Origin of the sequence: Micromonospora sp. NPDC023888 (assembly GCF_040639415.1) — a bacterium.
Lineage (GTDB): Bacteria > Actinomycetota > Actinomycetes > Mycobacteriales > Micromonosporaceae > Micromonospora.
This window is the reverse complement of record NZ_JBEZZW010000025.1, coordinates 58980-71835: the sequence shown is the minus strand read 5'-3', so window position 1 is coordinate 71835 and position 12856 is coordinate 58980. Positions and strand designations below refer to the sequence as shown.

20 protein-coding genes are annotated in these 12856 nt (G+C 72.6%); 5 read left to right on the top strand and 15 right to left on the bottom strand.

What is annotated here, in order from left to right:
- Positions 1-7: 7 nt before the first annotated feature.
- Positions 8-523: a trypco2 family protein gene (locus tag AB0F61_RS21960; RefSeq protein ID WP_357812481.1), complete on the top strand. Its 516-nt coding sequence runs from the start codon at positions 8-10 to the stop codon at positions 521-523.
- A gap of 1 nt (position 524) precedes the next feature.
- Here AB0F61_RS21960 and AB0F61_RS21955 read toward each other — a convergent pair whose 3' ends face one another.
- Both AB0F61_RS21955 and AB0F61_RS21950 read right to left on the bottom strand, forming a co-directional pair.
- Positions 525-1796: a cupin domain-containing protein gene (locus AB0F61_RS21955; RefSeq protein WP_357812478.1), complete on the bottom strand. Its 1272-nt coding sequence runs from the start codon at positions 1794-1796 to the stop codon at positions 525-527.
- 9 nt (positions 1797-1805) lie between these two features.
- The gene (locus AB0F61_RS21950) at positions 1806-2111 is read right to left on the bottom strand and encodes a hypothetical protein (protein ID WP_357812476.1); all 306 of its coding nucleotides are present in this window, start codon (positions 2109-2111) and stop codon (positions 1806-1808) included.
- 157 nt (positions 2112-2268) lie between these two features.
- Between AB0F61_RS21950 and AB0F61_RS21945 the strand changes: the two genes are divergently transcribed.
- Positions 2269-3048 (top strand): DUF72 domain-containing protein, encoded by a 780-nt coding sequence (locus AB0F61_RS21945; RefSeq protein ID WP_357812474.1) that lies wholly within the window; start codon positions 2269-2271, stop codon positions 3046-3048.
- A 96-nt stretch (positions 3049-3144) separates the two neighbouring features.
- Here the strand turns inward: AB0F61_RS21945 and AB0F61_RS21940 are convergent, their stop codons facing one another.
- From AB0F61_RS21940 to AB0F61_RS21895, 10 genes are all read right to left on the bottom strand, one after another.
- Positions 3145-3573, bottom strand: a complete 429-nt coding sequence (locus tag AB0F61_RS21940) for a DUF2267 domain-containing protein (protein WP_357812471.1) — start codon at positions 3571-3573, stop codon at positions 3145-3147.
- A complete protein-coding gene (locus tag AB0F61_RS21935) occupies positions 3566-3751 on the bottom strand; it encodes a hypothetical protein (protein ID WP_357812469.1) in 186 nt (61 codons plus the stop codon). The genes AB0F61_RS21940 and AB0F61_RS21935 overlap by 8 nt, the downstream gene beginning before the upstream one ends.
- 131 nt (positions 3752-3882) lie before the next feature.
- Positions 3883-4755, bottom strand: coding sequence for a DUF72 domain-containing protein (locus AB0F61_RS21930; RefSeq protein WP_357812467.1), 873 nt, complete (start codon positions 4753-4755; stop codon positions 3883-3885).
- Between the two features lie 48 nt (positions 4756-4803).
- Positions 4804-5202 (bottom strand): TraR/DksA C4-type zinc finger protein, encoded by a 399-nt coding sequence (locus AB0F61_RS21925; RefSeq protein ID WP_357812465.1) that lies wholly within the window; start codon positions 5200-5202, stop codon positions 4804-4806.
- Between the two features lie 165 nt (positions 5203-5367).
- Positions 5368-6030, bottom strand: coding sequence for a uridine kinase (locus tag AB0F61_RS21920; protein WP_357812463.1), 663 nt, complete (start codon positions 6028-6030; stop codon positions 5368-5370).
- 41 nt (positions 6031-6071) lie between these two features.
- The gene (locus tag AB0F61_RS21915) at positions 6072-6677 is read right to left on the bottom strand and encodes a winged helix-turn-helix domain-containing protein (RefSeq protein ID WP_357812461.1); all 606 of its coding nucleotides are present in this window, start codon (positions 6675-6677) and stop codon (positions 6072-6074) included.
- Positions 6678-6924: 247 nt separating this feature from the next.
- On the bottom strand, positions 6925-7473 hold the full coding sequence (locus tag AB0F61_RS21910) for a winged helix-turn-helix domain-containing protein (protein WP_357812459.1): 549 nt from the start codon (positions 7471-7473) through the stop codon (positions 6925-6927).
- A gap of 50 nt (positions 7474-7523) precedes the next feature.
- On the bottom strand, positions 7524-8012 hold the full coding sequence (locus AB0F61_RS21905; RefSeq protein WP_357812457.1) for a rhodanese-like domain-containing protein: 489 nt from the start codon (positions 8010-8012) through the stop codon (positions 7524-7526).
- Between the two features lie 43 nt (positions 8013-8055).
- The gene (locus AB0F61_RS21900) at positions 8056-8511 is read right to left on the bottom strand and encodes a cysteine dioxygenase family protein (RefSeq protein WP_357812455.1); all 456 of its coding nucleotides are present in this window, start codon (positions 8509-8511) and stop codon (positions 8056-8058) included.
- A gap of 110 nt (positions 8512-8621) precedes the next feature.
- Positions 8622-8999 (bottom strand): signal peptidase I, encoded by a 378-nt coding sequence (locus AB0F61_RS21895; protein ID WP_357812453.1) that lies wholly within the window; start codon positions 8997-8999, stop codon positions 8622-8624.
- A gap of 228 nt (positions 9000-9227) precedes the next feature.
- On the opposite strand from AB0F61_RS21895, the gene AB0F61_RS21890 reads away from it, so the two are divergent.
- Together AB0F61_RS21890 and AB0F61_RS21885 are read left to right on the top strand one after the other, a co-directional pair.
- The gene (locus tag AB0F61_RS21890; RefSeq protein ID WP_357812451.1) at positions 9228-9620 is read left to right on the top strand and encodes an ankyrin repeat domain-containing protein; all 393 of its coding nucleotides are present in this window, start codon (positions 9228-9230) and stop codon (positions 9618-9620) included.
- A gap of 32 nt (positions 9621-9652) precedes the next feature.
- On the top strand, positions 9653-10603 hold the full coding sequence (locus tag AB0F61_RS21885) for a DUF3500 domain-containing protein (protein ID WP_357812449.1): 951 nt from the start codon (positions 9653-9655) through the stop codon (positions 10601-10603).
- Between the two features lie 13 nt (positions 10604-10616).
- Here the strand turns inward: AB0F61_RS21885 and AB0F61_RS21880 are convergent, their stop codons facing one another.
- On the bottom strand, positions 10617-11378 hold the full coding sequence (locus tag AB0F61_RS21880) for a class I SAM-dependent methyltransferase (protein ID WP_357812447.1): 762 nt from the start codon (positions 11376-11378) through the stop codon (positions 10617-10619).
- Positions 11379-11556: 178 nt separating this feature from the next.
- Here AB0F61_RS21880 and AB0F61_RS21875 point away from each other — a divergent pair, with 178 nt between their 5' ends.
- Positions 11557-12054: an SgcJ/EcaC family oxidoreductase gene (locus AB0F61_RS21875; RefSeq protein WP_357812445.1), complete on the top strand. Its 498-nt coding sequence runs from the start codon at positions 11557-11559 to the stop codon at positions 12052-12054.
- Positions 12055-12063: 9 nt separating this feature from the next.
- Here AB0F61_RS21875 and AB0F61_RS21870 read toward each other — a convergent pair whose 3' ends face one another.
- Positions 12064-12258, bottom strand: a complete 195-nt coding sequence (locus AB0F61_RS21870; RefSeq protein ID WP_357812443.1) for a helix-hairpin-helix domain-containing protein — start codon at positions 12256-12258, stop codon at positions 12064-12066.
- A gap of 54 nt (positions 12259-12312) precedes the next feature.
- Complete coding sequence (locus tag AB0F61_RS21865) at positions 12313-12804, bottom strand: DUF2231 domain-containing protein (RefSeq protein WP_357812440.1); 492 nt, start codon at positions 12802-12804, stop codon at positions 12313-12315.
- Positions 12805-12856: the final 52 nt, after the last annotated feature.

Genomic DNA, 12856 nt, shown 5'->3' with positions numbered 1-12856 from the left:
GTGCGGCATGGAGGTGACCGACTACAGCGTGCCGGTCGAGGAACTGGTGTCGGCTGTGAAGTACGCGGTGGAGCAGGCCGGCATCTCCACGACCGACGAGGGCCGGGACCTGCGGGTCGCCTCCGTTCAGCTCATCCTGAGCGCGGTCGTCACCACGAAGGGCGGCGGTGGCGTGGACTTCCGGGTCCCGGTGATCGGCTGGAAGGTCAAGGTGGCCGGCAGCCGATCCCACCAGAAGACCCACACGATCGACATCACGCTCGTCGCCGAGGATCTCCAGGACCGGCACGAGCTGCGGCACAGCGCTGTCGCGGCGACCCTCGTGGACGCGATCACCACGATCCGCGCGGTGGTCGCCGCCGGCAGCGGCGGTGACGACCCGCTGGTGCTGAAGACCGGCACTGTGGAACTCGTCTTCGGCGTCACCGACCAGGGCACGATCTCGGTCGGCGCGGAGGGCGAGCTGACCGACGAGATCACGCACACGCTCCGGATCGAGCTGGTCGCGGCCACCGCCGGGTAGCTCAGACCGGGACCAGGACGGCCTCACGAAGCAGCCGGCGGGTCAGGGTGACCCGGTCGGCGTCGTCGGGCAACCCGGGCAGGTCACCAACCCGGGTGACCGCGCCGCTGAGCAGGACACGAGCCGCCGCCTCGCAGTCGACGGGCAGGGTGATGGTGCGGTCGAACAACCGCAACGCCACAGTGTCCGAGCCGTGCGGCACCAACTGCCAGCGCAGGCCCGGGCGCAGGGTGACCCGGGCGTCGGCGTCCAGCGCGGCCACCGCGTCGGCCTGGGCGAGCGGCCGGATGGGTGCCGGGCGGGCGGCCGGCCAGGCACGCTGGCGCAGTCGCGCGGCGACCGCGCCCGGGTCGGCGCGCAGCAGCCAGTCGCGCAGCGCCTCCACCGTCTCGGTCAGCTCCGGCTCGATGTCGTCCGGGTCGGCGACGTCGGTGCCGAAGGGAAGGCTCGCCCGCAGCCGCCGATCCTCGGCGGCCAGTGCGAGCAGCTCCTCGACCAGGGCGTACCGGGTGAGCGCGCGGATGCCCACGGTCAGGTGCAGCGAGCTGGCGTCCTGCGCCTGCGCGCTGTGCAGCCAACCCCGGGGCAGGTAGAGGGCGTCGCCGGGGGCGAGCACCACGTCCAGCGCGGCGGGGCCCTGCGCGGTCGCGCCGACCTCGTCGGCGCGGCCACCCCACGGCTGCTTCTCCAGCGGGTCGGGCAGCACCGGCGGGTGGATCCGCCAGTGTTTGCGGCCGTCGACCTGGAGGACGAACACGTCGTGCGTGTCGTAGTGGGTGGCGAATCCCTGGCTGCCGGCGGGGGTGAGGTAGGCGTTGACCTGTAGCGGCTGGTTGAGCGCGAGGCCCAGGTCGCGGGCGAAGTCGACAAGGGGCGGCCAGATCCGGTGCAGGCCCTGCAGCACCAGCGTGGCGCCGGCGGCGTACTGCTCCAGGACCCGCTCGTCGAGCACCTGGTCGCCGATCTCGGCGCCGGCGCCGCCGCCGCCGGTCCAGCGGGCCGCGGGCACCAACTGGCCGTCCCTGGCGACCCGCAGGAACGGGGTACGCAGACCGCGCCGGCTCAGCAGCTCGTCGGCGTCGGCGGGACTGAGCAGGTCGGTGAAGCCGGCCGGGTCGGGCAGCTCGGCGGCGCGGGACAGCAGCGGGGTGTGGCCCCAGTGTGCGGCGGCGAACTTGGCGGGTTCGACCGAGACGCAACGGGCCAGCGCCGCGGTGGCGGCGGACGAAACCGCCGGGCGGCCGTGGCCGCCCGGCGGGTCGAGGTGCGTCATGATGTGCCGCTACCGCGCGCTGCCGTCGGCGCCGCCGTCCTGCTGACCCGGCGTCGCGCCGCCGTCGGCGGGGCCTTCCGCGCCGCCGTCGGCGCCACCGTCGTGCTGACCGGGAGTCGCGCCACCGTCGGCCGGGCCCTCCGCGCCACCGTCCGCGCCACCGTCGCGCTGACCGGGAGTCGCGCCACCGTCGGCCGGGCCCTCCGCGCCACCGTCCGCGCCACCGTCCTGGTGCCCGGGAGTCGCGCCACCGTCGGCCGGGCCCTCCAGGCCGCCGCCGCCCGTGGTCTGCATGTCGTCGTCGTTGAGTGCCATCGGTACTCCCTCGGGTGTGCCGCCCCGCCGTACGCCGGGGTCCGTCGTGCTGCGGGTGGTACCCCACGCGCGATCTTCTCTAACCCTCACCGTAGACGTCGAAGCGGGGCGACACGGGCGGTTCGCGAGCGGCGGCGGAGAGTGTCACGATGGGACGGTGATCCTGGTGGGCACGTCCGGCTGGCAGTATCGGGACTGGCGGGGCCGCTTCTATCCGCGGCAGTTGCCGCAGCGGCTCTGGCTGGAGCACTTCGCCGACGGCTTCGCCACGGTGGAGGTCAACAACGCCTTCTACCGGCTGCCGGAGCGGGACACCTTCGCCGCCTGGCGGGCACGCACCCCTGCGGACTTCTGCGTGGCGGTGAAGATGAGCCGCTATCTCACCCACATCAAACGACTGCGTGATCCGGCCGAGCCGGTGGCCCGCTTCCTCGGTCGCGCCACCGCGCTCGGTGACCGGCTGGGCCCGGTGTTGCTGCAACTCCCACCGAACCTGCGGGTGGACGTGGCGGCGCTCGACGCCACCCTGCGGCTGTTTCCCGCAGACGTTCGGGTCGCGGTGGAGCCCCGGCACCCCTCCTGGTGGACCGACGCCACCCGGGCGGTGCTGGAACGGCGTCGGGCGGCACTGGTCTGGGCGGACCGGCTCGGACGACCGGTCGCCCCGCTCTGGCGGACCACCGACTTCGGCTACCTGCGGCTGCACGAGGGCCGGGCCCGACCCTGGCCCCGCTACGGTCGCGCGGCGCTGCGGTCCTGGGCGCACCGGCTCACCGACACGTTCGGCGCGGACGAGCCAGCGTACGTGTACTTCAACAACGACCCGGGCGGCGCCGCGATCGTGGACGCCGTCGCCTTCGCGGCGGTGGCCCGGCGGGCCGGGCACCCGGTGTCCCGGGTGCCGACCGCCGCCGAGGCGGACCCCTCCGGCGGCTGAGGGCCTGCGTCAGAGTCCTCGGTCGAGCCGAGGATTCTGACACAGGCCCGGAGCCCGCCCGACGGGTCGTCGGACGGGCTGCGGCGCGTCAGGTCGTCACGGCATCATCGTGGCCAGGTCGGCAGGCATGGTGTCCTTCACGTCCTGCCACTCGCCCTGGGTGACGTGTCGGCGCAAGGTGTCGAGCACCACCTGCGTCACCCGCTCCGGGCCGCCCTCCACGTCGTACGGGAAGCCCTGGCGGACCTCGTAGAGGAAGTCGTCCCGGTTGAGCTTGATCGGCACGTCCGACGGGACCCACCCGTCGAAGTAGATGCCCCGCACCAGCACCGGCAACTGCTGGGCGAACTCCACGCTCTCGTCCACCGGCAGCCGGTCGCGCAACAGGTGCAGCACCGTGCGCAGCGCCGCGTACGACTGGTTGCGCCGATCCTTCGGCCAGCCGTAGGCGTTCTCGATGTCCTTCAGAATCAGGTTCGTCTTGTCCAGCGAGGATTCGAACGCTGAGATCATCGCGTCAGCCATCGGTGGACCCCCGTTCCGTGTTGTCCCACCGACGGTCGTCGGCGCGTCGTGGCGGCCCCACCGGGCCGCGTCGGGCCCGCACCGGGCTGCCCTGCGGGGCGCGCCGGGCGTCGTCGGGCGTACCGACCACGTGCAGGACGGCTCCCCGCCGTCGATCCGTCACCACTCGAACCGTCATCCCCCGTCACCTCCGTGTCGTCTCCGGCGGCAGCCACCGTCCAGGTGGCCGCACCCACCGTGTCCACCCTGCCCGCGGCGCGGGTGACCCGGCCTCACCCCGATCGGGTGAGTTGTGGCGCGGAGCGACTGTCAGTCGGCGCCGAGCAGCCCGGCCAGGGTCGTCGCGTTGGTCTGCGCGAAGTCGCGGTAGCAATTATTGAAGAGCACGTGCGTCTGGCCGGCCTGGTCGGCCAGCTCGCGCAACTTCGGCGCCCAGTCGGCAAGCTCCCGCTTGGAGTAGTGGTAGCCGAACTTCTCGTGGATGTCCTTGCTCGTCCACTTGTCGCTGTGGCCGTGGAAGCGCACGACCGCGAGGTCCGCGGTGGCGGCCAGCACCGGGGGCAGCGACGATCGGTGGCCCTGCGGCATGTCCACGCAGACGTACGGCAGATCGTGCTCGCGCAGGAAGGCAAGGGTCTCGTCGGCGTTGTCGCCGTCGAGCCAGGAGGCGTGCCGGAACTCGTACACGGCGCGCAGTGGCGCGCAGCGCTTCGCCACCTCCAGCAGGTACTGCTTGTTGGCCCGCTTGATGGTGAACCAGGGCGGGAACTGGAACAGCAGCGCGCCGAGCTTGCCCGCCTCGACAAGCGGGTCGAGCGCGGACAGGAACCGCGTCCAGATCTCCTCATACGCCTGCGCGGGCAGGTCGTCCGGGTAGACGTTCTTCTTGTCGGTCTCCGGCCGCAGGTCCTTGTAGAGCGCGCTGACCCGGGTGGGATGCCCGGTCAGCAGGCTGAACGCCTTGATGTTGAAGGTGAAGCCGTCGGGGGTGCGCTCGGCCCACAGCTTCGCGGTCGCCTCGGCGGGCGGGGAGTAGTAGGTGGCGTCCACCTCGACAAGTGGAAACTTCCGGGCGTAGTAGGCCAGCCGCTTCTCCGGGGTGTCCGCGGTCTGCGGATACCAGCCCGAGTCCAGCAGGGTGCGGTCGGTCCAGGACGCGGTGCCCACCAGGATGTCACCCATGGGTGAAGTCCATCGCGTTGTGGACCGACCGGCAACCGCTGGCGTCGCTCAGGCCGCCCGCCGTTCACGGGTCTGCTTGCAGGACACGCAGGTGGTGGCGGCCGGGAAGATTTCCAGCCTTTCCACCGGGATCGCCGCCGAGCATCCCTCGCACCAGCCGTAGGTGCCCTCCTCGAGCCGGCCGAGGGCGTGCTCGTACTGGGCGCGGCGGTCGAGGATGGTGCGCAACAGCGACTGCGCGGTGTCCCGCTCGGCCGTCTTGGTGCCGCTGTCGGCCTGGTCGTCGCCGGCGGTGTCACCGACCTCCACCAGCCGCAGCACCTGGCTCTGGAGCACGGCCTGGTCGTACTCGGCGGTCAGCTCGTCGTAGCGCGCCTGCAAGGAGAGCCGGATCTGGTCGATCTCCGCCTGCGGGCGGGTCGTACCGACCGTGTCGTGGACGAGCATCGCTGCCTGCCTTTCCTGGGCCCTGTGGCTCACGGTGAACCGGGTGCCGGCGGCGTCGTGCCCCGGTCACGGTCGCATTCGGTACGCGGGCCATCACCCGCGCTCTGTGAGCCGGGCGAGTACCCGCCGGACCAGCCGAGCAAACCGACGATTTCCCGACGGTTTTCAGGCGTCGCCGTCGGGCTCCACGAGCGCCGGGTGGCGGGGGTCGTCGGCCCGTACCACCACGTCGGCGAAGCTCGCCGGGACGACCTCCTCGGCGTACCTGTCGAAGGCGGGCAGCGCCCACACCTGTGCCGCTTCGGTACGTCGGCGCAGCGCCGCCGAGGAGAGCTGAAGGTGGACGGTGACGTCGAAGGGCAGACCACCGCCGAGCAGCAGCGGGCCGCTGACCAGGACGACGCCCCCGGGCGGTAGGTGGACGTAACGGGCGCGGCTGGCCCGGTCGGCGTCGGCGTCCCAGAGCGACGGGAGCAGCCGTCCGGTGCCGCCCGGACCGGCCGGGTCGAGCACCTCACGACGGAGGCCGGCCTCGTCGACCCAGTTCTCGTAGAAGGAGTCCGGGTTGGTGCGGCCCAATTCGAAGCGCAGCGACGCGGGGCGGAGGAAGTCGGTGGCACGGACGTGCAGCACCGGACGACCCTGGGCGCGCAGCGGGTCGACGAGCGCGGCGGCCAGGTCGTCGACGCCCGCGGCGGGAGCGCCGTCCACGGCCACCCGCAGCCGCGCGGGCCCGGCGGCGTCGGTCGCGGCTCGTGTGGCGGCGTCGGTCAGCCGGCCGGTCAGCTCGTCGACGAGCAGGTCGGGCGAGATGGGGCGGATGCGCACCGGACCATCCTGCCCCGCGTCCGGTGGGCGGGTGACGCCGGTCAGCCGCTGCGGTCGATGGTGACCCGGGCGTCGTCGGCCAGCCGGTAGCCCACGCCGTAGACGGTGGTGACCAGGGGTACGTCCACACCGACCTTGCCGCGCAGGCGACGCACGTGCACGTCGACGGTGCGTACGCCGGCGTGCTCGTAACCCCAGACGGCGTTGAGCAGCTGCAGCCGGGTGAACACCCGGCGCGGGTGGGCGACCAGGTGCAGCAGCAGGTCGAACTCCAGCCGGGTCAGCGGCAGCGGCTCGTCGTCGCGCAGCACCGAGCGGGACGACGCGAGGATGTGCAGGGCCGGGATGGTCGGGCTGAGCGCTCGGGTCGGCGACCGGTTGGTGGAGGCCTGGTCGGGGCGGCGCTCGGCCGGGACGGCACCGATGATCACGCCTTCCCCCCGCTCCAGCATCTCGCGGGCGGCGTCGAGCAGCCGACGTGCCTCCGGGGTCAGCGACTCCTCACAGGCCAGCGGGATGGACAGCGTCACGGTGAGCATGGGCGCGGCGGTGTTCGCCGGGCGACGCTGGCCGCCGGGAGGTCGACCGGGCACCGGAGGTTGGGACGTATGCCATCCGGCGCGCGACGAGGCAGGGCTGACCGACATGGTCCTCCTTGGGCTGATCCGGGTATCTCCCCACGGCCCGGGACGCCGCTTCATCGATGGTTCCCGGCGCTTGGGCGAGGGTCAAGAGGCGGCCGCGTTGCATGACTGTGACAATTGACTTACACATCGGAGCCAGGTGCTCGCTCTGCGTGTGAAGTCAGATGATTACAGCAGAGCCCACGGGCTGCCCCGATACGGGGGTCCCCGTCCTGTTGACCGGGGCGTTCACCGGATCGCCGGAGCGGGCTCAGCGGCTGTGGTCCACGCTGATCCCCGCCTCGTCGGCCAACCGGTAACCGACCCCGTAGACGGTGGTGATCAGCTCCGCTCCGGGCAGCTTGGCGCGCAGCCGGCGGACGTGCACGTCCACGGTCCGGGCCACCGCGTGCTCGTAACCCCAGACGCTCGACAACAACTGCAGGCGGGTGAAGACCCGGCGTGGCCGCTCGGCCAGGAACAGCAGCAGCTCGTACTCGATGCGGGTCAGCGGGACGACCCGGCCGCCGCGGCGGACCAGCCGCGAGCCGGCCAGGATGTGGACGTGGTCCGCGGCGGCGGACGGCTCGGCAACGGCGGGGCTCGGGGCCGGTCGCGGCCCCGCCGCGACATTCTCGACGGTACGGAGTTGGCCCTCCCCCGACTCGGCAAGCTCACCGAGCAACTGCACCAGCCGGGCCAGCCGCGGGCTCAGCGGCCCGGGGACGAGGTCGAGGGTGATGGTCAGGGTCGGTGCGGTGCGCGGCCGCGTGGGGCGCAGCCCGGGGTGGCGGCGCGTGGGGATGGCGACGACGGACATGGTGCCTCCTGAGTGGCGGTACGCCCGCCACGCCGGGTACGGCGTGGCGGTCAGTGGCGCGCCCGCCCGGTGTTGACCGGGGGCGCGAGAGGGGTGGCGCGGTGCAAGGGGGTCGGGCCGAGGGCCGGCAGACCGGCGATTCGCCAGGCGGCGAACCCACCCGCCACGTCGGTGGCCCGGTGCAGGCCGATGTCCTGCAGGGCGGCGGCGGCCAGCGAGGAGGTGTAGCCCTCCTGACAGAGGATCACCACCGGCACGTCGTAGTCGACAGCCTGCGGCAGGCGGGCCGGACAGCGCGGGTCGAAGCGCCACTCCAGCACGTTGCGCTCGACCACGAGCGAGCCCGGCACCATGCCGTGCGCGGCCCGCTGTGCGGCCGGCCGGATGTCGACAAGCAGTGCTCCGGCCCGGTACGCCAGGTGCGCCCGCTCCGGGTCGAGCCGGTCGAGGCGGGCACGCGCGGCGCCCAGAATCTCGTCGATGCCCCGAGAGCCCGGCGGCGGCACGGGGGCCGGGCAGTGCTCGGCGGTTAGCTGCATTATGGGTTCCTTCCGGTGACAGGTATGGATGGTGGCTGGCCGCTCACCAGGACCGGCCGGCCTCGGCGACCTCGGCGACCCGCAGCCGTCCGTCAATGAGGTGATAGCGGGTCATCCGCAGCAGCGCCGGCCGGTAGACGTGCACGCTGACCGCCGGCACCGACCCCTGGTTGGTCACCTGGTGCACGTGCCGGGGGCCGAAGCGACGACCGGCGCCGGCGGGCAGCAGCCGCGGGCGCAGCCGACCGGCGCTTACCGTCTCCTCGGTGAGGGTGCCGTCGACGACCCGGAACGCTCCGGCGGAGCCGCCGTGGTCGTGCAGGTCGGTGCCCTGCCCGGGCAGCCAACTCAGGGCCCACACCTCGTGGTCGTCGCCGGCGTCGAGGCGCGCGTACCAGCGCTCGGCACTGTCGAAGCGCAGCGCGACCGGCCAGCCGGCCGGGTCGGCCCACCGGGCGGCGACGGTGCGCAGGTCGGGCTCCGGGCGGTGGTGCGTCATGGCGGTTCCTCGCGGGTCGTTCGGCGGGGTGCCCTCGTACTCTAGACGGCAAAGCCTATAGGTTTAGTAGGTAATACCGCCTGGTGGGACGCCGACTCCGCCCTCGACGATCAGCGCAGCACCGGCGGGTCCACCCGGTAGCCCGGCAGCGATGGCCAGCGCACGGTCAGCACCACCGACGCGCGCTCGGCGAACCAGGAGTGGTCCACCCCCCGGCCCCACACCACGTAGTCGCCCGGCACCGCCAGCCGTACCGTCCGGTCCGGCAACTCCACCCGGAAACACCCCTCGACGAGGACGAGCAGGGTGGTACGCCGCTCTCCGGTGGCCCACCGCGACCGGGCCTGCCCGGGCGGATGCACGCCCCACTTCACCTCGACCTCGGTGCTGTGCCGGATCTCCCCCGCCGGCACGAAGTGCCCCAGCAGCCAACCCGCGTCGGCGGCACCGTCGACACCCGCGTTGCCCACGTACACCGTCTCAGCCAACGGACCCTCCCCCAGCGCGCCGGCCGAGCAACCTATCAGGACCGCGGCGACTAGGGCATGTTTCATAAGAACTGGCCGGCCTGCGGCGGGCCCAGACGACGACCGGCGGCGTTGCGGTTTCGCCCGGATACAACACCGGTATCCGAACGAAACCGCGCCTTGCCGGATCGCCGCCCGGACTCCGCCTCGGCTCGACCGCCCTAATGAAACATGCCCTAACCTGGACCGGTGACCGACCACCTCGACGCCGAGACGCTGGCGTTCGCGCACCGGATGTTCGACCTGGCCCGGGCCGGCTCCACCGAGGAGCTGGCCGCGCAGCTCGACGCCGGCCTGCCCGTCAACCTCACCAACGACAAGGGCGACACGCTGCTGATCCTCGCCGCGTACCACGCCCACCCGGACACGGTGGCCGCCCTGCTCAGTCGCGGCGCCGACCACTTTCGGGCCAACGACCGCGGTCAGACCGCGCTGGCCGCCGCGGTCTTCCGCAGCAGCACCGAGGCGGTCCGCGCGCTCCTCGCCGCCGGCGCCGACCCGGCTCACGGTAACCCGTCGGCCCTGGACACCGCGGCGTTCTTCGACCTGCCGGAGATGACGAAACTGCTGCGCGCCGGCTGACACCGACGCCGGCAGGCCGGTATACAGGGTCGGTGGAAGATCCGCTGCCCGAGCAGATGCGCACCGCCAGCACCGCGCTGCTGGCCGCCCTCGACCCCGCCGCCCGCGACAGCGCCGTGCACCCCTTCGACGACGAGTCGTCCCGACGCTGGCTGGAGTACCGGCCCCGACCCCGACCCGGCGTCTGCCTCGCCGCGCTCGACGTCGCCGGCCGCAAGGCCGCGCACCGGCTCCTGGCGACCGCGCTCAGCCCCTCGGCGTACGCGCAGGCGATGGCGATCATCGCGCTGGAGGAGGTCCTCGACCGGGCCGAGGACTGGCAGCGTGGACGGCACAGCGGTGACTACTGGGTGGCCGTCTTCGGCGACCCGGCCCGCGACGACCGCTGGGCGTGGCGACTCGAAGGACACCACCTGTCGGTCAACATGACAGTGGTGGACGACCAGGTCTCCCCCGCACCGATCTTCTTCGGCGCCAACCCGGCCGCGGTCCGGTACGCCGGCCGCCCGGTCTCCCGCCCGCTGGGCGTCGAGGAGGACCTGGCCCGGGCACTGCTCGACGCCCTGGGGCCGGCCGAGCGAGGCGCCGCGATCATCGCCGACGAGGCACCGGCGGACATCATCAGCGCCACCCGTGGTCGGGTCGACGGACCATTGGAACCGCTCGGCGTGTCGGCGGATCGGCTGGGGCCGACCGGCCGGGCATTGCTCGACCAGGTCGTCGCCGCCTACCTGGACCGGCTGCCACCCGAACTGGCCATCCGCGAGGCGACCCGACTGGACGCCGGCCACCTGCACTTCGCCTGGGCCGGCCCCACCCAACCGGGGCGGCGGCACTACTACCGCGTACAGGGCGACGACCTGCTGATCGAGTACGACAACACCACGGCGGACGGCAACCACGCGCACACCGTGCTGCGTCGCCCCGCGAGCGACTTCGGCGCTGACATCCTGGCCACCCACCACCAGGCCCACCGACACTGACGCGGCCTTCTCCTCAACGAGGGCGGGTGGCCTCCACGAGGAAACGCTGGGCATGGGCCACGAACGGACCCTCGCCGACGATCCGGTGGTGCAGGGCGTGCAGTTGTTCGCGGTAGCGGTCGACGGTGAACCCGGGGACCGTCCAGATCACCTTGCGCAGAAACCAGACCACCGCCCCGATGTCGGCGAAGGTCGCCCGCAGGGTGGCCCGTCGCAGCTCGACCACCCGCAGGCCAGCGGCCTCGGCGGCGGCCACCGCGTGCTCGGGGTGCCGCTCGCCGGGCGGCGGCAGCGGACCGAGGATCGCCTCACTCAACTCGCGCATGGTGCCCGCCCCGATCTGCTGCGACAGGAACGTGCCACCCGGCCGCAGCACCCGCGCCGTCTCCGCCCAGTCGGTACGCACCGGGTGCCGACTGACGACCAGATCGAAGGAGGCGTCGCGGAACGGCAACGGCCCGTCCTGGGCGACCGCCACCACCGTCGCGCCCACCCGCCGCAGGGTCCGCCGGGCGACCTCGACGTTCGGCGGCCAGCCCTCGGTGGCCGCCAGCAACCGCGGTGGACGCGGCACCTCGGCGAGCACCTCCCCACCACCGGTGTCCACGTCCAGCGCCGCGTCGGCGCGCGCCATGCGGTCCGCGACCAGCCGCGCGTACCCCCAGGGTGGGCGCTCCTCGGTGGCCCGGCCGGCAAGCCAGCCGAACCCCCAACCGTCGACCGGCGCGGCAGCGGCCTGCGCGATCAACTCCTCGGCGTCATGCGTGGCGTTCACGGCGATCAGCCTCACCGGCCTGCCACCCGGCGGGCAACCCATTTGCCGTGGTTCCACGGGCCGCGCCGTCCGCCGCAGGAGCCGGCCCGCCCCGCAGGGGCGAGAGGTTGCCGCGTCGTTTTTGGCTCAACATTGCGCTGGCCAGGCCGCCGGTACCCCGCATGGCAGGATGAGGGGCATGGGTGAGGAACGCGCGGAGATACAGCGGCTTTACGAGGAGTTGCTGAGCGCCTGGAACGACCGCGACGCGCGCCGATACGCCGCCTTGTTCGCCGACGACGCCTCGCTCATCGGCTTTGACGGCAGCCAGGTCAGCGCGTCCGAGCTGGAGGGACACCTGGCGCCGATCTTCACGGACCACCCGACCGCCTCTTACGTGTGGAAAGTGCAGGAGGTCCGTCCACTCGGTCCGGCGGTTGCGCTACTGAGAGCGCGGGTCGGGATGGTCCCACCAGGCCAAACAGATGTGAACCCGGCGGTGAACGCAGTGCAGTCGCTGGTCGCTGTGCAGCATGACGGAACGTGGCGTGTCGCCCTGTTCCACAACACCCCGGCCCAATACCACGGCCGGTCGGACCTCGCCGACGAACACACAGCCGACATGCGTGACGCCATGGTCGACGCCAGCAGTCACCAGCCAACCGACAAGGCTGGCGGTACGGGTGTTGGCGAGTAGCGCCAGGTTTCAGGCGAGCCCCAGGTTGTGCTCTTCGAGGGCGGCCTGGAGGATGCCGAGCGCCTTGGGTCCCATGCCGTGCAGCTTGGCCAGCTCCGAGCGGGGGACGCCGGCGAGTTGGCGCAGGGTGGTGTAGCCGGCGCCGTGCAGGGCGCGTGTCGCAGGCGCACCGATCTTCGGAAGTGTGTCCAGAGGCGAGGTCATTCGCGGATGGTAAGGGCCGGCTCCGACACGGCCGGTGCCGTGCGCCAGATTTGTTCAGGGGCGCGGGCGGAGCATTTCCACGCTGGAGCCGGCGAGCGCCTCCAGGCCGCCGGCCTCGGCCCGGCCGGTGTCGAACTGGCGCATCAACCGGGCGCCCAGGTGCACCCCGACCCCACCGGCAGCCAGCGCGACCAGCTCGGTGACCAGGATCGCGGCGGACGCCCCACGCTGCGGGGAGTTCGACCGGACCAGGCAGGTGAGCAGGAACATGGCGGCCATCACGGTGTTCACCAGATTGAAGGCCACCGCCGTGCGGCGGGTGCGGTCCCCGGGCACGTCCCACAGGTCGACCATGCCGGCCACCGCGGTCAGCGCGGCGGCGACGAGAGCGGCGACGGCCGTCCAGTAGCCGACCTCACCCAGGAACGCTGGCCCGCCGACGACGTCGGTGAGGTCGAAGACGGCGGCGCTGACGAAGAGCCCGAGCGGGAACGTCACAAGCATCGGTTGGATGGGGTGGCCCTGCACCCGTAGTCGGCTCTGCATCGGTCCTCCCCCGGGTCGGCGCACCTCACCTGACCCAGAGTGCTACCCGAGC

Coding starts and splice junctions, on each gene's coding strand:
- AB0F61_RS21940 (WP_357812471.1), bottom strand. CDS start 3,573: ATGGCTGACGCGATGATCTCAGCGTTCGAATCCTCGCTGGACAAGACG.
- AB0F61_RS21935 (WP_357812469.1), bottom strand. CDS start 3,751: ATGACGGTTCGAGTGGTGACGGATCGACGGCGGGGAGCCGTCCTGCAC.
- AB0F61_RS21865 (WP_357812440.1), bottom strand. CDS start 12,804: ATGCAGAGCCGACTACGGGTGCAGGGCCACCCCATCCAACCGATGCTT.
- AB0F61_RS21930 (WP_357812467.1), bottom strand. CDS start 4,755: ATGGGTGACATCCTGGTGGGCACCGCGTCCTGGACCGACCGCACCCTG.
- AB0F61_RS21960 (WP_357812481.1), top strand. CDS start 8: ATGGAGGTGACCGACTACAGCGTGCCGGTCGAGGAACTGGTGTCGGCT.
- AB0F61_RS21870 (WP_357812443.1), bottom strand. CDS start 12,258: ATGACCTCGCCTCTGGACACACTTCCGAAGATCGGTGCGCCTGCGACA.
- AB0F61_RS21915 (WP_357812461.1), bottom strand. CDS start 6,677: ATGTCGGTCAGCCCTGCCTCGTCGCGCGCCGGATGGCATACGTCCCAA.
- AB0F61_RS21905 (WP_357812457.1), bottom strand. CDS start 8,012: ATGCAGCTAACCGCCGAGCACTGCCCGGCCCCCGTGCCGCCGCCGGGC.
- AB0F61_RS21875 (WP_357812445.1), top strand. CDS start 11,557: ATGGGTGAGGAACGCGCGGAGATACAGCGGCTTTACGAGGAGTTGCTG.
- AB0F61_RS21910 (WP_357812459.1), bottom strand. CDS start 7,473: ATGTCCGTCGTCGCCATCCCCACGCGCCGCCACCCCGGGCTGCGCCCC.
- AB0F61_RS21925 (WP_357812465.1), bottom strand. CDS start 5,202: ATGCTCGTCCACGACACGGTCGGTACGACCCGCCCGCAGGCGGAGATC.
- AB0F61_RS21900 (WP_357812455.1), bottom strand. CDS start 8,511: ATGACGCACCACCGCCCGGAGCCCGACCTGCGCACCGTCGCCGCCCGG.
- AB0F61_RS21950 (WP_357812476.1), bottom strand. CDS start 2,111: ATGGCACTCAACGACGACGACATGCAGACCACGGGCGGCGGCGGCCTG.
- AB0F61_RS21955 (WP_357812478.1), bottom strand. CDS start 1,796: ATGACGCACCTCGACCCGCCGGGCGGCCACGGCCGCCCGGCGGTTTCG.